The sequence below is a fragment of the Streptomyces coerulescens genome, assembly GCF_042657965.1.
Lineage (GTDB): Bacteria > Actinomycetota > Actinomycetes > Streptomycetales > Streptomycetaceae > Streptomyces > Streptomyces coerulescens.
On record NZ_JBHSKM010000011.1, the window covers coordinates 141,950 to 163,294 of the forward strand.

Sequence of the window (21,345 nt, forward strand, 5' to 3'; positions counted from 1 at the left end):
ACAGGCTGCCACGCGAACGCCGCATATCCGGCCATTCGGCTTGCGTGGCGTGCGGTCACCCCGGAGGGTCGGAGCCATGAAGGGGATCAGCTACTCAAGCTACGGCGGGCCCGAGGCGCTCGCATACGGAGATGTGCGCGACCCACGGGTCGGGCCCGACTCCGTGCTGGTCAAGGTGCGGGCGGCGGCGGTCAACCCGGTCGACTGGAAGTGCCGCGAGGGCTACATGGACCGGCTGATCGAACCGGTCTTCCCGGTGGTTCCGGGGTGGGACGTCGCGGGTGTGGTGGTGCAGCCGGGCGTATCCGTCACGGAGTTCGGCGTCGGCGACGAGGTCATCGGATACGTCCGTGAGGACTTCCTCTCCCGGGGCACCTTCGCCGAGTACGTCGCCGCTCCCGTGCGCACCCTCGCCCGCAAGCCCCGCAACCTCACCTGGGAGGAGGCGGCCGGACTGCCTCTGGTGGGGCTGACCGCGTACCAGGTCCTGACCAGGGTGCTCCAGGTCAAGCGGGACGAGACCGTCCTGGTGCACGCCGCGGCGGGCGGCGTGGGCTCGATCGCCGTCCAGCTCGCCCGCCATCTGGGTGCCCGGGTGATCGGCACGGCGAGCGAGCGCAACCACGACTTCGTCCGCGGCCTCGGCGGGGAACCCGTGGAGTACGGCGACGGTCTCACGGAACGCGTGCGCGGGCTGGCCCCCGAGGGTGTGAACGCGGCATTCGACACGGTCGGCGGTGACGCGCTGAAGGCGTCCGCCAATCTGCTGGCGCCCGAGGGCCGCCTGGTGTCGATCGCCGACCCCGACGTCGTGGACTACGGCGGCCGCTACTACTTCGTCCGCCCGGACGCCGAGGATCTGCTGCGGCTGTCCGAGCTGGCGGAACAGGGCGTGGTGACCGTGCATGTCTCGGAGACGTTCCCGCTGGAGCGCGCGGCGGACGCCCACCGGCTGAACCAGGAGGGCCGCACCCGGGGGAAGATCGTGGTCACCGTGGACTGGGACACGGAGGAGGCGGCGACACCGGACGGGTTGTGGCAGGAGCAGGGGCAGGAGGCAGAGGGGGCGGAGTAGCGGTGGGTGGGCGGCCCGAACAGTTTCTCGCCCCCGCCGCCCCTACCCGTCCCATCCTTCTGGGGCTCCGCCCCAGACCCCGCTCCTCAAACGCCGGAGGGGCTGAGTTTTTCAGCCCGTCCGGCGTTTGAGCACGAGGCCGTTCAGGCCGAAGCGGGGGTCCGGGGGCGGCAGCCCCCGGGGATGGATGGGACGGGTAGGGGCGGCGGGGGCGAGAAAAGGGCCCTGCGCCGCCCCGTTCGGCCTCAGAACAGCAGCGCCGCCCCGCACGCGGCCAGGGCCACCGTGATCAGGACGGTCGCCGTGGCGTGCCGGGGCGCCAGGGGCACGGGCCGGGGTGAGGACGTGAGGGCACGGATACGGCGGTGGGCGAGGGCCAGGAAGCCCAGCCACAGACAGCAGCACAGCGCGCAGACGAGGGCCCCGGTCACCGAGACACCCCCGTGCAGCGCGGTCCTCATGGCGAGCACGGCGGCCACGGTGCCGGACAGCGTCGTACGGCGCCAAGCCAGCCGCGTCCGCTCGGGCTGCAGTCCCGGGTCCCGTAGCGGCTCCGCTGCTGCCGAGGCGCTCACCCCTCCCACCCGACGAGCACGACGACGACCATCGCGACGGCCACGACGGCGACCACGAGACTCAGCACCGCGGGGAAGCGGGACACCGGCAGGTCCTCGCCCCGGCGCATCGCCCGCTCACAGCGCACCCAGTGATTGACCGCGCGCAGCGAGCACAGCACGCCGGCCGCGAGCAGCGCGAGGGCCAGGCCGACCCGCCACCCCCAGCGCAGGTCCGGCAGGAACTGGTCGACCGCGAAGCCGCCGCCGATGAGCGCGAGCGCGGTCCGCAGCCAGGCCAGGAAGGTGCGCTCGTTCGCCAGCGAGAACCGGTAGTCGGGGGTGCCGCCCTCCTGGCGCACCTCCTGCGGCGCGAACCACAGCCGGACGTTTCGCACGAACTCGCTCACATGCCCGACCTTATCCGGCCGCTCCGCCGGGGACGTAGCCGGATCCGCCCGCCGGGGCCGGCTCAGCGGGTGGCTCCGCTCCGCCGGGACGACGCCGGAGCCAGCCGCCCGGGGCCGGCTCAGCGGGCGGCGCGATGGGCCCGCAGCCGCTCGTACGCCGCCAGGCCGTCCGGCACCCACGCCCAGTCCGTCAGCCGCCGCTCCACCTCGGACTCGGGCAGGAAGTCGTGCCAGGCGACCTCCTCGACCTGAGGGCTCACCTCAAGCTCGCAGCGCACTTCGTACACGGCCGAGAACCAGGTCTGCCCGGCGCCGTCGTCGTACAGGAACTTGAACAGGAACGTCGGCCGGGGCAGCCCGCTCACCCCGAGCTCCTCCTCCGCCTCACGCAGGGCGGCGTCGTCGTACGACTCGCCCGCGCCGACCACCCCGCCCACGAACATGTCGTACTGGGAGGGGAACACCAGCTTGGTGGGGGTGCGGCGATGCACGAAGAGGCGGTTCTCGGCGTCGCGTGCCTCGATGAAGACGCAGCGGTGACGCAGCCCCTTCGCATAGGCCTCGCCGCGCGGGGACCGTCCGACGACCCGGTCGTTCTCGTCGACGATGTCGAGGATCTCGTCAGCAGAGCTCATGGGGCCATCCAAGCAGGGACGGCCCGGACGCGGTCAGGGCGTCTGGAAGGCCGGCGTGCGCTTCGGCTGGATCGCCCCGGACGGCATCGCCGAGTGCGTGCCGAGCATGATGATGCCGACCACGATCCCGGCGAGCCCGGCCGCCTCCCAGGCCAGCGCGCCCGCGTCGGTGCGCAGCCGGTCGCCGAGGAAGCCGACGCCGCAGAGGATGCCGGCCAGCGGCTGGGCGGCGGTCAGAGCGGGCAGGGACATGCGCAGGGAGGCCGTCTCGAAGGCGCTCTGGACCAGGATCAGCCCGGTCAGGCCGAGCGCCACCACGGCGTACGGCTGCCAGCCGGTCAGGACCTCCGCCATGCCGCCCTCGGCGAACCGCTCCCCGGTCACCCGGGTCAGGGCGTCCTGCACGCCGTAGAGAAGACCGGCTGCGGTCGCCAGCAGCGCGGGGCCCGAGCTGAGCCGGGAACGCTTGGCGTACGCCGTCAGCAGCAGGGCCACGCCGACCATGACGCCGATGATCAGCCAGTGCCGGAACGGGTCGCTGGTGGCCGTGCCGCCGGTCGGCTGGCCGGCCACGATGAACGCCGTCACACCGCCCGCGAGCAGCGCGAGGCCGGTCCAGCCCTGGCGTCCGAGGGGTTGCTTGGTCTGACGGCGGGAGAGCATCAGCGCGAACAGCAGGTTCGTCGCGAGCAGGGGTTCCACCAGGGAGATCTCGCCCTGGCCCAGGGCCATCGCGCCCAGGGCCATGCCGACCACCATCAGGCCGATGCCGCCGAGCCAGCGCGGCACCTTCATCAGGTCCAGCAGGATCCGCGGCGAGAGGAAGTCGCTGAGCGGAGCCTTCTGGGCCGCGTTCTGCTGGAGGACGAATCCGAATCCAAGACAGCACGCGGCGGTCACGGCGAGTATGAGGATCTGGAGCGACACGCTGCGTACCTCGAATCCTGCCGGGCTGGGACGGGGTGCGTTAAGGGCCGACTGTAGCGGCCCCTGGCCCGGCGTGCGCGTTCCACCATCGTGCGGTGCCCAAACGGACACCGCCATGACGTACGCCACACAGTACGAACAAATCCGGCATTGTGGACAGGTTGAATGTCGCAACTGCCCCATCAGTAACAGTAGTTGACGCGTGTAACGCGTCTGCGGCACTTGACGTGAACCCTTGGCGGGGGTTTGCTGCGAGTGATCGCTTGATGACAGTCCACGATTTGCTCACCACAGGACCCAAGCCGGTGTCCCCACCACCCCCTCTGGGCCGCGGCCGAAAGCGCGCTGCCCATGCCTACGACGCGGCCCTCGACGACGCCGAGCTCGCCGCCGCCCGCTCCGCCCTCGCCCAGGGCAGGTGGCAGACGGCACGCTCGCTGCTCGCCAGAACCGGCGACGACTGGGACCGCAGAGGGCACCGCGTCACCGTCCTCGCCCAGGAGCAGTACTGCGTCCCCTGGACCCGCGACTGGCTGCTCGCCGAGCCGGACTCCGTGGACGCCGCCGTTCTGCTGGGCCTCGCCCAGGTGCGGCGCGCCCTGCGCGGCAAGGAGAAGCCGGTCCGGGCCCGCGAGTCCTGCCACGCCGCCGCCGCGCTGGCGCCCGCCGATCCGACCCCCTGGCTCGGGCTGCTCATGCTGGAGAAGAACCTCGGCGCCGAGCCGGAGGTGCGCCGCCTCTTCGCCGAGGTGCGCGCCCGGTACGCCGACCACCACCACGCCCACCACCTGATGATCGCCCGGCTCGCCGAGCACCAGTCCGGCACCGGCACCGACCCGCTGCACGAGGTCTACGACTTCGCCAACGCGGCGGCGGAGCAGGCGCCCGCCGACTCCCCGCTCGCCGTCCTGCCGGTCATCGCGCACGCCGAGCGCTATCGCGTCCTCGCGGCGGCCGGCCACGAGCCGCGGGACGCGGTCGCCTCCGGGCACTGGACGGGCCGCCGGGCCCGGCAGGTGATGCGGGCCGCCTTCGACTGGTGGCTGGAGTGGGAGCAGGAGGGCCACCCGCGCCGGCTGATCGACCTGAACTTCCTCGCGCACGCAAAGGTGTGCGAGGGCCGGGGCGCCGAGGCCGCCGCCCTCTTCCACCGCATCGGCGAACACGCCACCCCGTCGCCCTGGTCCTACCCCGATCGCGATCCGTACGCCGCCTTCCGCACCGCCCGCGACACCGCCCTCGGCACGGCCTAGGGGCGGCGGCAGGAGCACAGCACATCCGACGGCCGCACACCCTCGACGGCGACATCCCTGACGGCCACCCACCCCGACGGCCATAACCGCGGACAACCCGCACCGCCTCGGACAACCCGCACCGCCCCGACGAACCCGCACCGACACCGACCGCACACCAGCGCCCCCGACCCGACGAAGGACGGTCATTCGATGACGACGGGCAGTTCCAGTACGAGCAGAGCCACCGCCGACGGCGGTGGCATCAGTACGTTCAAAGGACAGGACCGCGCCCTGCGCGCCGACCGGCTGGGCACCACGGGCCTGCTGCTGTCCGTGCTCGCCGCCACCGCGCCCCTGATGGTCGTCGCGGGTGTCATGCCCACGACCTTCGGGGTGATGGGCATCCTCGGCCAGCCGCTGCTCTTCGTGATCCTCGGCGCCGTCCTCGCCCTGTTCAGCGTCGGGTACGCCGAGATGAGCCGGCACGTCCACAACGCCGGCGCCTTCTACGCCTACATCTCCCGCGGCCTCGGCGGCACGGCCGGCTCCGGCGCCGCGATGGTCGCACTCGTCGCCTACAACTCCCTCCAGGTCGGCATCTACGGCATCTTCGGCTTCGAGGTCTCCGGGCTGTTCGCCACGTACCTCGAGATGGAGGTCGCCTGGTGGATACCGGCCCTCCTCGCCGTCCTCCTGGTCGGCGCGCTCGGCTGGCTGAAGATCGACCTCAACGCGCGCGTGCTCGGTGTCCTGCTGATCATCGAGGTCGTCCTCGTGGTCATCTTCGACATCGCGGCCATCGCCGACCCGGCGAAGGAGGGACTGTCCCTGCACGCCTTCAACCCGGACACCCTCAGCGGCGCGGGCATCGGCACCGCCCTGTGCTTCTGCGTCGCCGCCTTCCTCGGCTTCGAGCAGGCCCCCGTCTACGCCGAGGAGACCAGCCGCCCGCACGTCCTCGTGCCCCGCGTGATGTTCCTGGCCGTCGGCGGCATCGCGGTCTTCTACACGATCAGCTGCTGGGCGTACACCGTCGCCGCCGGGCCCTCGGCGATCGTCGGCACCGCCGAGAAGCAGAGCGCCGGGCTGCTGTTCTTCCTCACGACCGATCTGCTGGGCGAGACGTTCACCGACGTCCTGCACGTGCTGTTCGTGACCGGCATGTTCGCGGCGATGCTCAGTTTCCACAACGTCGTCGCGCGCTACGCCTTCGCCATGGGCCGCGAGGGCCTGCTGCCCGCCGCGTTCGGCCGCACCAGCGGAGCGAGCGGCGCCCCCGGCACGGGCTCGCTGCTGCAGACGGGCGTCTCGCTCGTGGTCGTCGCCGCCTTCGCGATCGCCGACGACGGCCCGGTCGGCGACCCGACCGCCCCCGTCCTGCACCTGTTCACCTGGATGGGCAGCCTCGGCGCGCTGGGCGTCACCGCGCTGATGGCGGCCGCCTCGGTCTCGGTGATCGTGTTCTTCCTGCGACGGGGTGCCGCCGCTGCCCAGTTCTGGCGGCTCGCCGCCTCCGGCCTGGCCGTTCTCGCGCTGCTCTTCATCGTCGTCTACACCGTCAAGGACTTCGACGTCCTGATCGGGGCGGGCCCCGGCTCGTCCCTGAGCTGGGCGCTGCCCGCCGTCATCGCCCTCGCCCTGGCGGTCGGCGTGGTCCAGGGGCTGCTGCTGCGCTCCCGCGCCCCCGAGCGGCACGCCCGCATCGGGCTCGGCAACGAGGCGTTCCAGCTGGAGAAGGCCGCTCACGGCGACTCATGAGAGCCAGGTGAGAGGTGGTTACGGAAATCTGACGGGCACCCGCGTTCCCTGGTCCGGCGAGGGGGCGCGGGTGTTCGATGAGTAGGTGGACAACGAACAGCCCGAAGAGCCGCGGGGCACACCGATCGGCCGCCGAGTGCTGCTCGGCACGCTCGGCCTGGGCGCCCTCGGCGTCGTCACCGCGCCCACGCTCCAGCGCGGCCTGGAGTCCTTCCTCGCGGGCGCCTCCGACAAGGACCCCACCGGTCTGACCGGCCTGCTGCCCAACGGCGGCGGCTTCCGCTACTACTCGGTGACCTCCTCCGTACCCCGCAAGAACGCCACCACCTACCGCCTCACCGTCGACGGACTGGTCGACCGCCCCCGGAGCTACACCCTGGCCGACCTGCGCGCCCTGCCGCAGACCCGGCTGGTCCGCGACGTCCAGTGCGTCACCGGCTGGCGGGTCCCCGGCACACCCTTCGAGGGGGTGCGGCTGTCCCGGCTGCTGGATGCCGCGGGAGTGCGCGACGGAGCCGGCGCGGTGCGCTTCACCTGCTTCGACGGCGCCTACAGCGAGAGCCTGACCCTCGACCAGGCCCGCCGCGCCGACGTCATGGTGGCGCTGCGCATGCAGGACAAGGACCTCGGCCACGCCCACGGCGGCCCCGTCCGCCTCTATGTCGCCCCCATGTACTTCTACAAGTCCGCCAAGTGGCTCTCCGGCATCACCGTCACCAAGGACGTGCGGCCGGGCTACTGGGAGGAACGGGGATACGACGTCGACGCCTGGGTCGGCCGCTCGAACGGACGCGACGATGAGCCTACGACTTGACGCCCCCGGCGCGACCACCGGCGTCCGGCGCTTCGGTCCGGCCACGCGCTGGGTGCACCGCACGACGGCCCTGCTGATGGGCGTGTGCGTGGTGACGGCGGCCTGTCTGTACATCCCGCAGTTCGCCGAACTCGTCGGCCGCCGCGAGCTGGTGGTCCGTATCCACGAGTGGGCCGGCCTCGCCCTGCCGGTGCCCGTCCTGGCCGGGCTCGCCTCCCGGCTGTTCCGTGCCGACCTGGGCTTCCTCAACCGCTTCGGCCCGCACGACCGCGTCTGGCTGCGGGCCGCCCTGCGGCGCGACAAGCAGCGGTCCTCGCGTCCGGCGGGGAAGTTCAACGCCGGGCAGAAGATCTACGCGGCCTGGATCGCGGGCGCCACGCTGGTGATGCTCGGCACCGGACTCATCATGTGGTTCACGCATCTCACGCCCTTGCAGTGGCGCACCAGCGCCACCTTCGTGCACGACTGGCTGGCGCTGACCGTCGGCATCGTCCTCGCCGGCCACATCGGCATGGCGCTGGGGGATCCCGAGGCCCGCCGCGGCATGCGCACCGGCCTGGTCAGCCGGGAGTGGGCCGAGCGGGAGCACCGGCTCTGGCGACCATGAGGTGGTCAGAGCCGCAGCCGTATCCGCCGCCGGAGCAGCGGGGGTGCCGGTGTCCACGCTCGGTTCCGGCACCACGTCGGGAGCCGTGGCCGTGAAGGCATCCGGCAGCCGGACCTCGGTTCCCCCGTACCGTACGGCCACCTCCACCGGGCCGGGCTCCAGTGCCGGTACGACGACGGACAGCGACGCCCGGTCGCCCGCACCCGACTGCACGAGGGAAACCGGCAGTCCACCGACGCTCACGACGCCCTCGCGCAGCACCTCGGCGAGGTCGAAGTACACGTCGGCCAGCTCGATCCCGATCACCTCCCCCGGCTTCGCCGTGCCGTCGCCGCCCGTGTCCACCCCGGCGATCCGGTAGCCGCAGGCGGGCGGGCCCGACGCGGGTTTCAGCCGCACCGTGCCTTCGGGGTGCCGCCGATGGAAGTCGAGCAGCGCGCCGAGCACGGCGTGGGCGGCCCGTCCCTTGCAGGAGTCGGCCGTGTCCGCCAGGGCGGCGTGGTCCCGGACCGCCTGCTCCCAGTCGCCGCCCTCGCCCTGCACGGCCAGACAGGCGGTGGCCAGACCGTGGAGCAGGGTCCGATCGTCCTCGGCGGTGAGCCGGGGGATCACGTCCAGGGCGGCCCCGCACTCGGCGGGGTCGCTCAGCAGGTCGTACACGCTCGCAGGGTCGGGGATGCCGTCGGCGTCCGGTGAAGCGGGGCCCGGTGGCAGCCAGTCGGGGACCTCGAGGACCCTCTGGCTCGCGGAAGGGCTGGGTGAGGGGTGCGGTGGTTGGCTCGGCGTGCCGATGACCGGGGGAGGGCCGGGCGTGCCCGTGGCCGCGGGTGCCCCGATGTGCCCGTCGGGCCGTTGCCCCACCGGCGCGGAGGAGTTGCCCGCCGGGTCGGTCGGCGGCTTTCCGGCACCGGCCGTCGGGTCGGCGGTGACGACGGTGCCCCCGCCACCCCTGCCGTCCGCCGGACCACTTCCGTCATCGGTGAAGGCCGCGGCGGCCACCGCCACCGCACCCACCAAGAGCAGCCCCGAGATGCGCATCCCGAGGGAAACCGCCATGACGCCCCCCGAAGTCCTCGCCCCCGACGGCTGACGCGGCCTCCAGGGGTCACCTCATCATCGGGTCGAAGACGTCTCCATGGAAGCCACTACCGGTGATCGTCGGTGCGAGTTCCGACACCCCGCACGGCGGAGGTTCAGCCTCCGAAGTCCAGCAGCACCTTGCACGAACGGCTCCGGTCGGCCGCCAGCGCGAACGCCTCCTCGGCGTCGCGCACGGGCACGACCGCGCTGACCAGCCCGTCGAACGCGCCCTCGGCGGCGAGCAGTTCCAGCGCCGCGTCGAACTCCGTGTCGAAGCGGAACGCCCCGCGCAGCTCGACCTCCCGGCTCACCACGAGGTTGCCCGCGAACGGGCTCTGCCCCGGCGGCAGCATCCCCAGCTGCACCACGACACCACCGCGCCGCACCAGCCGCAGACAGGTGTCCAGACCGGCGGCCACCCCGGACGCCTCGATCGCCACGTCCACCTCGGCGGGCCACCCGGCAGCGCCGGGATCGTCGGCCCGTAGGACGGTGTCGGCCCCGGCGGCACGGGCGTACTCCAGTGCCGCCGGCAGCAGGTCCGTCACCGTCACGCTCGCCGCGCCGGCCGCCCGCGCCGCCGCGACCACCAGACATCCGATGGGCCCGGCACCGGTGACCAGGACATGCCTCCCGGCCACCGCTCCGGCCCGCCGCACGGCGTGCAGCGCGACCGACAGTGGCTCGGCGAGAGCCGCCCGCCGCGGATCGAGGCCCGCGGGGAGCGGCCGCACCTGGTCGGCGGGAACGGCGATCCGGGCCGCGAAACCGCCCTGCACATGCGGGAAGCGGGCCGCGCTGCCGAGGTAGCGGGTGTCCCGGCACACGTTGCGCCGCCCGTCCGCGCACTCCGGGCAGATGTCGCAGGGGGTGGCGGGGTGTACGGCGACGGCCGTACCGACCGAAGGACCCGAGGCCCCGTCGCCGTACGCCACGACCGTCCCGACCACTTCGTGCCCGAGCAGCATCGGCTCCCTCAAGCGGAAGTCGCCGACCCCGCCGTGCCGCCAGTAGTGCAGATCGGAGCCGCAGATCCCGCCGTACCGTACGGCCACCAGCGCCTGTCCGGGGCCCGGGAGCGGCACCGGCAGTTCCTCGACCCGCAGATCGCCCTGTCCGTGGATCACACAACCGAGCATCCCTCGGGCCTCCTTCACAGCACGCTGGTCATGCCGCCGTCGACGTACAGCACCTGTCCGCTGACGAAGTCCGCGGCCGGGGAGGCGAGGAACAGCACGCCGCCGACCAGGTCCTCGGTGCGTCCCCAGCGTCCGGCCGGGGTGCGGCGGCGCACCCAGGCGCTGAACTCCGCGTCCTCGACCAGGGGCCGGGTCAGTTCGGTCTCGATGTAGCCGGGGCCCAGGCCGTTGACCTGCACGCCGGACGGGCCCCAGTCGGCACACATGCCCTTGGTGAGCATCTTCAGCGCGCCCTTGGTGGCGGCGTAGGGCGCGATGCCGGGGCGGACCACCTCGCTCTGGAGCGAGCAGATGTTCACGATCTTTCCGTGGCCGCGTTCCGTCATCCGGCGGGCCGCCTCCCGGCCCACCAGGAACGCGCTGGTGAGATTGGTGTCCAGGATGCGGTGCCAGTCCGCGTCCCCGAACTCCAGCAGGGGCGCACGCAGTTGCATCCCCGCGTTGTTGACCAGGATGTCGAGCGGGCCCACCCGCTCCTCGACGTCCGCGATCCCGGCGGCCACGGACGGGCCGTCGGTCACGTCGAACACGGCCGTGTGCACATCGCCAAGGAGTTCCCCGGCGGCCTCGGCCAGGCGCCGCGCGTTCCGTCCGTTGAGGACCACCGTGCAGCCGGCCTCGGCCAGACCGCGGGCGAGCGCGAGGCCGATGCCCCGGCTGGAGCCGGTGACCAGGGCCGTGCGGCCGCTGATGTCGAAGAGGGGGTGAGCCGTCATCGTCGTGTCCCTGAAGGCGTCGCAGTGCTAGATGACCAGTGAGAGCAGCAGGACCAGACCGCCGGCGACCACCGAGATGATCGTCTCCATGACGGACCAGGTCTTGACGGTCTGTCCGACGTTCAGGCCGAAGTACTCCTTCACCAGCCAGAAACCGGCGTCGTTGACATGGCTGAAGAACAGCGAGCCGGCGCCGATGGCGAGGACCAGCAGGGCGGCGTGGGTCGTCGACATGTCGGCCGCGAGCGGGGCGACCAGACCGGCCGCGGAAACCGTGGCCACGGTCGCCGAACCGGTCGCGAGCCGGATCGCCACCGCGATCAGCCAGGCCAACAGCAGCGCCGGGATCGACCAGTCCTCGGAGATCTCCAGGACCATCTGGCCGACGCCGGTGTCGATCAGCGTCTGCTTGAAGCCGCCGCCGGCGCCCACGATGAGCAGGATGCCCGCGATCGGGGCGAGGCTCTTCTCGACCAGCGGCGAGATCCGCTCCTTGCTGAAGCCCGCGGGCCTGAGCAGGGTGAAGATGCCGACGAGCACGGAGGCCAGCAGCGCGATCAGCGGCGAGCCGATGACGTCGAAGACCCGCTGGACGCTGTTCTCGGGGTCGTCGATGACGATGTCGACCAGCGCCTTGGAGAGCATCAGGACGACGGGGAGGAGGATCGTGGCGAGCGTGGCCCCGAAGGCGGGCCGCTTCTCCGCGTCCTTGGCGACGCCCTGCGTGGCGTCCTGGGCGGAACCTCGGGTCTCGGCCAGCATCCGCTCGGGAGCGGGGACGTCGACCCAGCGGGCGGCGTACCGCGAGAACACGGGACCGGCGATGATCACCGTGGGTATGGCGACGAGGATGCCCAGCGCCAGCGTCACACCCAGGTTGGCGCCGATCGCGTCGATCGCCACCAGCGGGCCCGGGTGCGGCGGGACCAGGCCGTGCATCACGGACAGACCGGCGAGGGCCGGGATGCCGATGCGCATCAGCGAGTAGTTGCCGCGCTTGGCGACCATCAGCACGACCGGGATCAGCAGCACCACGCCGACCTCGAAGAACAGCGGCAGACCGATCACCGAGGCGATCAGCACCATCGCCCAGGGCATCGAACGGCCGCTCGCCCTGGCGAGGATGGTGTCGACGATCTGGTCGGCGCCGCCGGAGTCGGCGAGCATCTTGCCGAGGATCGCACCGAGCGCGATCAGCACGCCCACGCCGGCCACGGTGGTGCCGAGCCCGGTGGTGAAGCTGGCGATGACCTTGTCGAGCGGCGCCCCGGCGATGGCGCCGAGCACCAGCGAGCCGAGGGTCAGCGACAGGAAGGCGTGGAGCTTGAACTTGGTGATGAGCAGGACGATGACGCCGATGCCCACCAGGACGGCGACACCGAGCTGAGCGTGGCCGGCCGAGGTGATGGGCTCGACGGTGTCCGCTGCCAGCATCTCGACGCTGAGTCTGGTCACGGGGGTTTCCCTTGCAGAGACGGGGGTTGGGGAGGGGGTACTGCCGTGGGGGGTGTCCGGCGGCTGCCGGGGGGTGGAGCGGGGGTGGTGCGGGTTACGCGGCCGACTCGGGAATCCCGTTCAGCGCTTCGACGGCCCGCCCGGTGATCTCCTCGGGGCTGCCGGTGACATCCACCGCGACCCCGGCCTCGTCGGCCTGGAGCGGCTGGAGCGTGGCGAACTGCGAGTCCAGCAGCGCGGTCGGCATGAAGTGCCCCTGCCGGTGCGCCATCCGGTCCTCGATGAGGGCCCGGTCGCCGCTGAGGTGCACGAACACGACCCCGGGCGCCTCGGCCCGCAGCCGGTCACGGTAGGACCGCTTCAGTGCCGAGCAGCTGACCACCCCGCCGAGCCCGGCCCGCCCGTGCGCCCAGGCGCCGATGGCATCCAGCCACGGCCACCTGTCGTCGTCGTCGAGCGGGACGCCGGCCGACATCTTGGCGATGTTGGCCTGCGGGTGGAAGTCGTCGCCCTCGGCATAGGGGACGCCGAGCCGGGCCGCGAGCAGGGGACCGATGGTGGTCTTCCCGGTGCCCGCTACGCCCATGACCACGACGACATGGGGGGTACTCATCGCTGCCTCACTGTCTGCTGTCCTCGTCGACACGTGATGTCGACGCAACTGAAACCCATAGGTACGACGAATTCAAGAGTGTGTGATGTATAAGTCTGACTTTTTAGGATCGTGATCCACCGCGTACGCTGAGTGCATGACCACTCCGGGCCGGGGTCTGCACGGCCATGTACTGGAAACACTCGGCCCCGCGATCACCGCCGGCGAGTACCCGCCGGGCAGCGTCCTGCGCACCGACGAACTGGCGCAGCGCTTCGAGGTGTCCCGCTCGGTGATGCGCGAGGCGGTCCGCGTCCTGGAGTCCATGCACCTGGTCGAGTCCCGCCGCCGCGTGGGCGTCACGGTCCGTCAGAAGTCCGAGTGGAACGTCTACGACCCCCAGGTCATCCGCTGGCGCCTGGCCGGCGCCGACCGCCCCGGGCAACTGCGCTCGCTCACGGTCCTGCGCTCGGCGATCGAACCGGTCGCCGCCGGCCTGGCCGCCAAGCACGCCACCGCCGACCAGTGCGCCGAACTCACCGAGTGCGCCCTCGGCATGGTCGCCCACTCACGCGGCCACCAACTGGAGGGCTACCTCGTCCACGACGTCGCCTTCCACCGCGTCATCCTCAACGCCTCCGGCAACGAGATGTTCGCGCGCCTGGGCGATGTGGTCGCCGAGGTCCTCACCGGCCGCACCCACCACGAGGTCATGTTCGAGGACCCCGACCCGGCGGCGGTCACCCTGCACGTCCAGGTCGCCGAGGCGGTCCGCGCGGGCGACGCGGTACGAGCGGAGCACCTGACCCGCGAGATCACGGTCGGAGCACTTCAGGAACTGGACATCCTGGCGCCGTAGGGCATCCGCCAACGCAGGAACCCTCCTAACTCGGGAACTCCCCGTCCACGTACACCCAGGCCCCGTCCACCCGCTCGAACCTGCTCCGCTCATGCAGCGACCCACCCCGGTACGAGGCCCGGAAGGCCACCGTCCCCGTGGTGTGGAAGGCCGAACCGTCCGCCGTGTCCAGGATCTCCAGCCCGGTCCACCGCATCCCCGGATCGAGCTCCAGCCGCGCCGGCCGCGTCCGCGGATGCCAGGTCCGCAGCAGATACGCGACATCGCCCTTGACGAACGCGCAGTACCGCGACCGCATCAGCGCCTCGGCGGTGGGCGCGGCCCCGGTGCCCGAGTGATACCGGCCGCAGCACCGGTCGTACGGCTCGGACAGCCCGCACGGGCAGACGGTGCTCGTGGGGTGCGGCTGGGAACGTGAGGCGCGGCGAGACATGGGCACCATTATGCGTCACTCCCGCCCCGGAATTGAGAGCGGAAATTCCGGGTTGACTCGGAATATGTGGGCCCAGTAATCTCGTGCCGCTTGAATCGGTCCTATTCGACTGGCCCGCGTACCCGATTCGTACGTGAAGTCGAATTCTGGCGCCAAATGAGGTGCTGACCTCACACATGCCTGCCCGAAAGGGAAGTCCTTGTTGATCGATCGTGCCTTGACCCGAGGCCGTGCCCTGATTGGCTTACTCGTCGTGGCGCTGGTCGGTGCCCTGGTACTGGCCGCCGCCACCGACGCGTTCGCCAAACGGAAGAAGCCGAAGAAGAACATTTCACTCGCCGCATTCGCGCAGGATTATGAGCCCCCGGACAAGTTCTCCTGCAAATATCTGGAGAAAGTCGGCCGCATTGTGGTCGAGGATCATGTCTGCCAGGCGGGGCCCAACGGTACAGCGATCCTTTTCAATCAAATGCTGAGCCGTGGGGACAACTCCGGGTTCTGGTGGGAGGACAAGGGCTGGAAGTATCTCGCCGCGCCCAAGGAGTTCTCCTGCGCCCTGCGGCCCGCCGACGCCGCCCGCATCATCGAGAACTACCAGTGCGTCTACCGGGAGAACGACAGGACCTACAGGGTGCCGCTGGCGAACACGAACCTGGCCACCTCGGACCAGGGTGAGAAGTGGTACCTGCAGCGCATCCCGTACCCGCCGTCGCCCACCCCGACGCCGTAGCGATGCCCCAGCTGTTCATCAGCCACAGCAGCCAGGACCGTGCCGTGGCGCAGCGCGTCGCCGACTGGCTCAAGTCGGTCGGGTTCGAGGGCCTGTTCCTCGACATCGACCCCGACGCGGGCATCCCCGCGGGCCATCGGTGGGAGACGGAGCTCTACCGGCAGCTGCACCGGGCCGACGCGGTGATCTACCTGGCGAGCGCGGCGTCGCGAGCATCGCACTGGTGCTTCGCCGAGCTCACCCACGCACGGCGCGCCAAGCGGCCGGTCGTTCCCGTGCGGCTCGACGACGCGCCCCGCCCGGGCATCCTCAGCGATGCCCAATGGGTGGATCTCAGGCAGGGTGAACAGGTCTTCGGCCGGATCCTGGAAGGACTGCGGCTGGCCGGCATCACCGCCGCCGACTCCTTCGACCGGGATCCGGCCCGCCCGCCCTATCCGGGACTGGAGCCGTTCTCGACGGCGGACGCGGCCGTGTACTTCGGGCGGGACAGCGAGATCGAGCGGCTGCTGCGGGCACTGGACCCCGTCATGCGGTACGACGGCGGCCGGTTCGTGGCCGTGGTCGGACCGTCGGGCAGCGGCAAGTCGTCGCTGATGCGCGCGGGAGTCCTGCCCCGCCTCCTGCGCCGACGGCACCGCTGGGTGGTGCTGCCGCCCTTCCGGCCCGGACGACGGCCCACCGCCCGGCTGATCGACGCCCTGGTACGCGCCTTCGCCGACCAGGGCCACCCGAGAACGCACGACGAACTCCGCCGGGCCCTCGCCGACGGCCCGGCCGCCCTGACCCGGATCGCCGAACAACTCGCCCGCCCGTCCGGGGCCGACGGCGAAACCCGTGCCGTCCTCGTCGCCGTGGACCAGGCCGAGGAACTGCTCAGCCTGACCGGCGTCACGGAACAGCACTCCTTCCTGCGGCTCCTGCGCGACAGCCTGGGCCCCGACAGCCCGCTGTGGGTGCTGGTCACCGTGCGCTCGGAGTTCCTGACCGCCGCCGGCCCCGAGCGTGCGGGACTCGCCGAGGCCGTCGACGACTCCGTCCTCGTCCAGCCGATCAGCCCGGACCGGCTGTCCGAGGTCATCGAACGTCCCGCGCAACAGGCCGCGCTGACCTTCGAAGCGGGCCTCGTCACCCGCATCGTCGCGGAGACCACCGGCGGCGACGCACTGCCCCTGCTGGCCTACACCCTGCGCGAGCTGTATCTCCTCGCCGCCGACGCCGGAGCCGTGACCAGCGACCACTACGAGCGGCTCGGCGGGGTCGTGGGCGCGCTGCGCGGCCGGGCGGACCGCATCCACCTGGAACTGCAAGGACGCGACATGGGCGGCGCCGTACTGCCCACCCTTCTGAAGTTCGCCGCCGTGGAGGGCGACCGGCCCCCGGCCGGCCGAAGCGTCCCCCACGGCGAACTCGCCGCCGATGAACAGCGCGTGGTCGACGCCTTCGTCGAGGCGCGTCTGCTCGTCCGCAACGGGGCGACGGTCGAGGTCGCTCATGAAGCACTGCTGCGCCAGTGGGCGCCGCTGCGGGACCGCATCGAGGAGTCCCGGAACCTGCTGCGGCTGCGCTCCGACCTCGAACGGCTGGCCGCCGACTGGGAACGCGGCGACCAGGACCAGGCCTACCTGCTGCGCGGGGCCCGGCTCGACGCCTTCGAGGACTGGGCCGGCCGGCACCCCCGTGAACTCGGCCCGCCGGAACGCCAGTTCCTCACCGCCAGCCGCGCTCAGGCCACCAGCGAGCTCGAAGCGGCCAAGCGCTCCAACCGACGTCTGCGCTCACTCGCCGCCGGCCTGAGCGTGCTGCTGGTCCTGACGGTCCTGGCCGCCGGGCTCGCCTACGTCAGCAACGCACGCGCCGAATCCCGGGCCCGGCTGGCCCTCGCCGGCAAACTCAGTGCCGAGTCGGATCAACTCGTCGACAGCCGACCGGACGTGGCCGTCCTCGTCGGCCTCCAGAGCCTGAGCGTGGCCCACCAGGACCGCCCGGAGCCCCAGCCACCGGCCGGCCTGATCACCGGACTGTCCAGGATCACCCACGCCTCGACCCTGCTCGCCCACCCCGACCAGGTCCAGGGAGCGGCGTTCAGCCCCGACGGCCGTCTGCTCGCCACCTGCGGCTGGGACCGGACCGTCCGACTGTGGAACGCGACGACGGGCGCTCCGCTCGGCGAGCCCCTGACCGCGCATCGATCCGCGGTCACCGAAGTGGAGTTCGACCCCTCGGGCCGCCTCCTCGCCACCGGCGACCTGGACGGCGGCATCCGGCTCTGGGACGTGGCGAAGCGGCGGCCGACCGCCGTGCTCGAAGGACATGCGGAGATGGTGCACGACCTTGCCTTCGACCCCGCGGGCCGCACCCTCGCCTCCGCGAGCCTCGACGGCACCGTGCGCCTCTGGGACGTACGCGAAAAGCGGCTGCGCGACGTCCTGACCGGCCACCGGGAGGCCGTCACGGGAGTCGACTTCAGTCCCGACGGGCGCCTCCTCGCCACCTCCGGCTGGGACATGACCGCACGGCTGTGGAGCCTCGGACCGGGCGCCCCACGCCAGGTGCGGGTCCTCAAGGGCCACAGGGACCGGCTGCGCCGTGTGGTCTTCAGCCCCGACGGACGCAGCGTCGCCACCGCCGCCGCCGACGGGACCGCCCGCCTCTGGGACACCGCCTCCGGACACCCTCGCGGATGGCACATCGACGCCCACAGCCGCGACATCTGGTCCGTCGCCTTCAGCCCCGACGGCCGGCTGCTCGCGACCGCGGGCGAGGACGGGACGGCCCGGCTGTACGACGCGCGCACCGGGACTCCGCAGGGCCTGCCGCTCACCGGGCACACCAACCTCGTCAACCAGGTCGTCTTCAGCCCGGACGGCAAGCGGCTCGTCACCACCAGCTGGGACCGCACGGCCCGGCTCTGGCAGGTCACCCGGACCCACTCCGTCAGCACGCCCCTCGTCGGACATGACGGCGACGTCGACAGCGTCGCGTTCAGCCCCGACGGCCGGCTGCTCGCCACCGCGGGCGAGGACGGCACCGTACGCCTGTGGCGCCACGGCCGGGACACGGCCACCGCCCGGGTGCTGCGCGGCCATACCGGCCAGGTCTACCGGGCGCTGTTCAGCCCCGACGGGAGCCTCCTCGCGACCGCCGGTGAGGACGACACCGTACGGCTGTGGGGCCTGCGCCCCGATCGGCCCCGGCTGCGGACCCTCACCGGCTCCCACGAGGGCGTCATGGACATCGTGTTCAGCCCCGACGGCCGGCTGCTGGCCGCCGCGGCCGGAGACGCCGAGGTGCGGATGTGGTCGGTCGACACCGGCCGGAGCCTCGGCGCCCTGCCCGGCGGGCACGGTGAGCTGGTGAACGGCGTCGCGTTCAGCCCGGACGGCCGGCTGCTGGCCTCGGTGAGCGACGACCAGACCGTGCTGATGTGGGACGTCGCCGGGCGGAAGCGTGCCGGAGAGCCGCTGAAGGGACACACGAACGCCGTGCAGGAAGTGGCGTTCAGCCCCGACGGCCGGCTGCTCGCGACGGCGAGCCTCGATCACACCGTGCGCCTGTGGGACATGTCGACGCGCCGACAGCGCGGCACCCCCCTCACCGGGTTCACCGCAGGCGTCGAGGATGTCGCCTTCAGCCCCGACGGCCGTCTCGTCGCCGGCGCCGGGGACGACGGCACCGTACGGACCTGGGACGCACGTACCGGAAAGCCGGCCGGACGCGTCCTCACCGGCCACCGGGGCGAGATCCTCGCCGTCGCCTTCAGCCCCGACGGACGGTGGATCGCCTCCGCCGGCACCGACGACACCGCACGCCTGTGGAACCGGGACTTCGACTCCTGGGTGCGGTACGGCTGCGACCTCGTCGACCGCAACCTCACCGCGGCGGAGTGGCGGCAGTACGTGCCCGGACGACCCTATGAACGCACCTGCCCACGCCTGCCGGCCGGGGCGGGCGCCCCGGCCCACGCTCCTGCCGCGAGGTACTGACATGACGACCGAACGGGCGGCCGACACCGTGGCGGCGCGGGCCTGGGACCAGCAGAGCGTGTGGTCGCAGGCGGCGGACCGGGCGAAGACGGCCATCGAGCGGGCCAGGACGTGGAGCCTCGTGCTCGGGCTGGCCGCCGCCGTACTGGGCACCGCCGCCTCCCAGGTCATGACCGCTCAGAGCATGCTGGGCAAGGCACTGGCCTTCGGCGCCGCCTCCGCCACCGGACTGATACCGCTCGTCTCCAGACACGCGGGCCCCGCCGCCGTACGCGACTGGACCGGGCTCAGGGTGACCAGCGAGGCGATGAAGCGGGAGATCCACATGTGGCTGGCGGGCGTGACGCCCTACCGGGGCCCCGACGCCCGCGCCGTCCTGGCACAGCGTCTCAAAGACGTGCGCCAGGATGCCGCCCACCTCGTCCCCGCCACCCTCGGCATCACCCCGGCGGTGCGGCGGCTGCCCGCCGTGTCGGACGTCGACACCTACATCGAGTGCTGTCTGACGCCGCAGATCGGGGGCTACTACCTGGCGCGCGCCCGCACGATGGGCCGCCGCCTCGCCCTGGTCCGCGGGACCGAACTCGCGCTGGGCGTGACCGGAGTGCTGCTGGGCGCCCTGGCGGGTGCGTTCGCGGTGGAGCAGGCGGCCGCATGGGTGGCCGTCGCCACCACCGCGGGCGCCGCCGTGGGCGCCCACGGCCTGGCCGCCAACTACGCCTATCAGCAGGCCCGGTTCGCTTCCACCGCCGCCGCCCTCGAAGACACCGTGGAACGGCACCGCGAGACCGGCGAGCACACCGACCCGGCCACCGAGGACGCCCTGGTCGCCCGCTGCGAGCGGCTGATCTCCGCGCTCAACGACAGCTGGATGACGAAATGGACCTCGCAGTAGCGAGGCGCCCCTAGCCCGCCGCCCGCGTCCGGGCCCCCGGCAGCGGCGGCAGCGACGCCCCGTGCACCCATGCCTGCAGCAGCTCCTCCACCGGCTCGGTCGCGAACCGTGCCACGTGCGAGGCGAAGGCGGCCGTGGTGACCGTCCCGTTGCGGTGCAGCTGACCCCAGCTGCGCAGCATGCGGAAGAAGGCGATGTCACCCAGCGCGCAGCGCACCGCGTGCAGGGTCAGCCCGCCGCGTTCGTAGAGCCGGTCGTCGAACATGGCCTTACGGCCGGGGTCGGCAAGGCGCAGATCCTGCGGCATCGACGACAGCAACCGGTGTGCGGCGGAAGCGAGTTGCTGTGCGGTACGCCCGCCCGAGCGCTCCGACCACAGCCACTCCGCGTACTTCGCGAGCCCCTCGTTCAGCCAGATGTGCCGCCAGTCCGCGATGGACACGCTGTTGCCGAACCACTGGTGCGCCAGCTCGTGCGCCACCAACCGCTCCGAACCCCGCGCCCCGTCCACGTGGTTGGCGCCGAACAGCGACAACCCCTGGGCCTCGACGGGCACATCGAGTTCCTCCTCGGTCACCACGACCGCGTACTCGTCGAACGGGTACGGCCCGAACAGCTCCTGGAAGACGTCCATCATCTGCGGCTGGCGCGCGAAGTCCCGAGAGAAGTCCGCCAGCAGATGCGCCGGGATGTGCCCGTGCTGCGGCACCCCGCCCAGCCCCGGGTCGCCCAGCAGCACCGTCTGGTACTTCCCGATCGACAGTCCGACGAGATAGCTGGACGTCGGGGCGGCCTGCTCGTAGACCCAGGTGGTCGTGCTGGCCTTGGTCGTCCGGGTCAGCAGCCGCCCGCCCGCCACCACCGCGTACGCCGACGGCGTGGTGATCGAGATCTGGTACGACGCCTTGTCGGCCGGCCGGTCGTTGCACGGGTACCACGACGGCGCCCCGATCGGCTGGCTCGCCACCAGCGCCCCGTCCTCCAGCTCCTCCCAACCGAGCCCGCCCCAGGGGCTGTTCACCGGCTTGGGGTTGCCCGACCAGTGCACCTCGACCGTGAAGGCCGCCCCGGCCCGGATCGGCTTCGCGGGGCGCAGCCGCAGCCTGCCGCCGCGGTGTGTGTAGTGCGGCTGGCGCCCGTCCACCCGGACCCGCCCGATCTTGAAGTCGGCCAGGTTCAGCATGAACTCGGTGAGCGGTGCCCGGCCCGCTATCGCGTTGATCCGGGCCGTCCCCGACAACCGGTTCGGGCCAGGGCGGTAGTCCAGCGCCAGCTCGTACCGGTGCACCCGGTAGCGGGGGTCGCCGTGCTCCGGGAAGTACGGGTCCGCGCCCGCCGTCTGCTGAACTGCCACTGCTGTCTGTGCTCCCTGCGCCGTACCGCTG

22 protein-coding genes are annotated in these 21,345 nt (G+C 72.1%); 12 read left to right on the plus strand and 10 right to left on the minus strand.

Annotation, left to right across the window (positions count from 1 at the left end):
* Positions 1-76: 76 nt before the first annotated feature.
* Positions 77-1,075 (plus strand): NADP-dependent oxidoreductase, encoded by a 999-nt coding sequence (locus tag ACFPQ9_RS18770; protein ID WP_380854205.1) that lies wholly within the window; start codon positions 77-79, stop codon positions 1,073-1,075.
* A gap of 245 nt (positions 1,076-1,320) precedes the next feature.
* Here the strand turns inward: ACFPQ9_RS18770 and ACFPQ9_RS18775 are convergent, their stop codons facing one another.
* The 4 genes from ACFPQ9_RS18775 to ACFPQ9_RS18790 form a co-directional block, all read right to left on the minus strand.
* Positions 1,321-1,650, minus strand: coding sequence for a DUF202 domain-containing protein (locus ACFPQ9_RS18775; RefSeq protein ID WP_380854206.1), 330 nt, complete (start codon positions 1,648-1,650; stop codon positions 1,321-1,323).
* Entirely contained in the window at positions 1,647-2,039 is a 393-nt protein-coding gene (locus tag ACFPQ9_RS18780; protein WP_107909219.1) for a YidH family protein, read from the minus strand. The genes ACFPQ9_RS18775 and ACFPQ9_RS18780 overlap by 4 nt, the downstream gene beginning before the upstream one ends.
* Positions 2,040-2,158: 119 nt before the next feature.
* Positions 2,159-2,674, minus strand: a complete 516-nt coding sequence (locus ACFPQ9_RS18785) for an NUDIX hydrolase (protein WP_380854209.1) — start codon at positions 2,672-2,674, stop codon at positions 2,159-2,161.
* Between the two features lie 33 nt (positions 2,675-2,707).
* Positions 2,708-3,601, minus strand: coding sequence for a DMT family transporter (locus ACFPQ9_RS18790; RefSeq protein ID WP_380854211.1), 894 nt, complete (start codon positions 3,599-3,601; stop codon positions 2,708-2,710).
* A 281-nt stretch (positions 3,602-3,882) separates the two neighbouring features.
* Between ACFPQ9_RS18790 and ACFPQ9_RS18795 the strand changes: the two genes are divergently transcribed.
* The 7 genes from ACFPQ9_RS18795 to ACFPQ9_RS18825 all read left to right on the plus strand — a co-directional run bounded on the left by ACFPQ9_RS18795 (position 3,883) and on the right by ACFPQ9_RS18825 (position 9,105).
* Entirely contained in the window at positions 3,883-4,854 is a 972-nt protein-coding gene (locus ACFPQ9_RS18795) for a hypothetical protein (RefSeq protein WP_380854213.1), read from the plus strand.
* Positions 4,855-5,046: 192 nt separating this feature from the next.
* Complete coding sequence (locus ACFPQ9_RS18800) at positions 5,047-6,594, plus strand: APC family permease (protein WP_380854215.1); 1,548 nt, start codon at positions 5,047-5,049, stop codon at positions 6,592-6,594.
* Positions 6,595-6,679: 85 nt separating this feature from the next.
* Positions 6,680-7,408, plus strand: coding sequence for a molybdopterin-dependent oxidoreductase (locus ACFPQ9_RS18805; RefSeq protein ID WP_380854217.1), 729 nt, complete (start codon positions 6,680-6,682; stop codon positions 7,406-7,408).
* Complete coding sequence (locus ACFPQ9_RS18810; RefSeq protein ID WP_380854219.1) at positions 7,392-8,015, plus strand: cytochrome b/b6 domain-containing protein; 624 nt, start codon at positions 7,392-7,394, stop codon at positions 8,013-8,015. The genes ACFPQ9_RS18805 and ACFPQ9_RS18810 overlap by 17 nt, the downstream gene beginning before the upstream one ends.
* Before the next feature lie 49 nt (positions 8,016-8,064).
* Positions 8,065-8,376, plus strand: coding sequence for a hypothetical protein (locus ACFPQ9_RS18815; RefSeq protein ID WP_380854221.1), 312 nt, complete (start codon positions 8,065-8,067; stop codon positions 8,374-8,376).
* Between the two features lie 59 nt (positions 8,377-8,435).
* A complete protein-coding gene (locus tag ACFPQ9_RS18820) occupies positions 8,436-8,711 on the plus strand; it encodes a hypothetical protein (protein ID WP_380854223.1) in 276 nt (91 codons plus the stop codon).
* Between the two features lie 115 nt (positions 8,712-8,826).
* Positions 8,827-9,105 carry a hypothetical protein gene (locus ACFPQ9_RS18825; protein WP_380854225.1) on the plus strand — a complete coding sequence of 93 codons (279 nt, stop codon included), beginning with the start codon at positions 8,827-8,829 and terminating at the stop codon, positions 9,103-9,105.
* Between the two features lie 103 nt (positions 9,106-9,208).
* Here ACFPQ9_RS18825 and ACFPQ9_RS18830 read toward each other — a convergent pair whose 3' ends face one another.
* From ACFPQ9_RS18830 to ACFPQ9_RS18845, 4 genes are all read right to left on the minus strand, one after another.
* Positions 9,209-10,234: an L-idonate 5-dehydrogenase gene (locus ACFPQ9_RS18830; RefSeq protein ID WP_380854227.1), complete on the minus strand. Its 1,026-nt coding sequence runs from the start codon at positions 10,232-10,234 to the stop codon at positions 9,209-9,211.
* A 14-nt stretch (positions 10,235-10,248) separates the two neighbouring features.
* Complete coding sequence (locus ACFPQ9_RS18835) at positions 10,249-11,010, minus strand: SDR family oxidoreductase (RefSeq protein WP_380854229.1); 762 nt, start codon at positions 11,008-11,010, stop codon at positions 10,249-10,251.
* Between the two features lie 27 nt (positions 11,011-11,037).
* A complete protein-coding gene (locus ACFPQ9_RS18840) occupies positions 11,038-12,465 on the minus strand; it encodes a GntP family permease (protein WP_380854231.1) in 1,428 nt (475 codons plus the stop codon).
* A gap of 94 nt (positions 12,466-12,559) precedes the next feature.
* Positions 12,560-13,078: a gluconokinase gene (locus tag ACFPQ9_RS18845; RefSeq protein WP_380854233.1), complete on the minus strand. Its 519-nt coding sequence runs from the start codon at positions 13,076-13,078 to the stop codon at positions 12,560-12,562.
* Positions 13,079-13,214: 136 nt separating this feature from the next.
* Here ACFPQ9_RS18845 and ACFPQ9_RS18850 point away from each other — a divergent pair, with 136 nt between their 5' ends.
* The gene (locus ACFPQ9_RS18850; RefSeq protein WP_380854235.1) at positions 13,215-13,916 is read left to right on the plus strand and encodes a FadR/GntR family transcriptional regulator; all 702 of its coding nucleotides are present in this window, start codon (positions 13,215-13,217) and stop codon (positions 13,914-13,916) included.
* Positions 13,917-13,941: 25 nt separating this feature from the next.
* On the opposite strand, the gene ACFPQ9_RS18855 is transcribed toward ACFPQ9_RS18850, so the two are convergent.
* Positions 13,942-14,349, minus strand: a complete 408-nt coding sequence (locus ACFPQ9_RS18855; RefSeq protein ID WP_380854237.1) for a YchJ family protein — start codon at positions 14,347-14,349, stop codon at positions 13,942-13,944.
* A 202-nt stretch (positions 14,350-14,551) separates the two neighbouring features.
* Between ACFPQ9_RS18855 and ACFPQ9_RS18860 the strand changes: the two genes are divergently transcribed.
* The 3 genes from ACFPQ9_RS18860 to ACFPQ9_RS18870 are packed head-to-tail and all read left to right on the plus strand — an operon-like array spanning position 14,552 to position 19,960.
* Positions 14,552-15,079, plus strand: a complete 528-nt coding sequence (locus ACFPQ9_RS18860; RefSeq protein WP_380854239.1) for a hypothetical protein — start codon at positions 14,552-14,554, stop codon at positions 15,077-15,079.
* 2 nt (positions 15,080-15,081) lie between these two features.
* Entirely contained in the window at positions 15,082-19,065 is a 3,984-nt protein-coding gene (locus ACFPQ9_RS18865) for an nSTAND1 domain-containing NTPase (RefSeq protein WP_380854241.1), read from the plus strand.
* 1 nt (position 19,066) lies between these two features.
* Positions 19,067-19,960, plus strand: coding sequence for a DUF4231 domain-containing protein (locus ACFPQ9_RS18870; RefSeq protein WP_380854243.1), 894 nt, complete (start codon positions 19,067-19,069; stop codon positions 19,958-19,960).
* Between the two features lie 10 nt (positions 19,961-19,970).
* On the opposite strand, the gene ACFPQ9_RS18875 is transcribed toward ACFPQ9_RS18870, so the two are convergent.
* Entirely contained in the window at positions 19,971-21,314 is a 1,344-nt protein-coding gene (locus ACFPQ9_RS18875; protein WP_380854245.1) for a M1 family metallopeptidase, read from the minus strand.
* Positions 21,315-21,345: the final 31 nt, after the last annotated feature.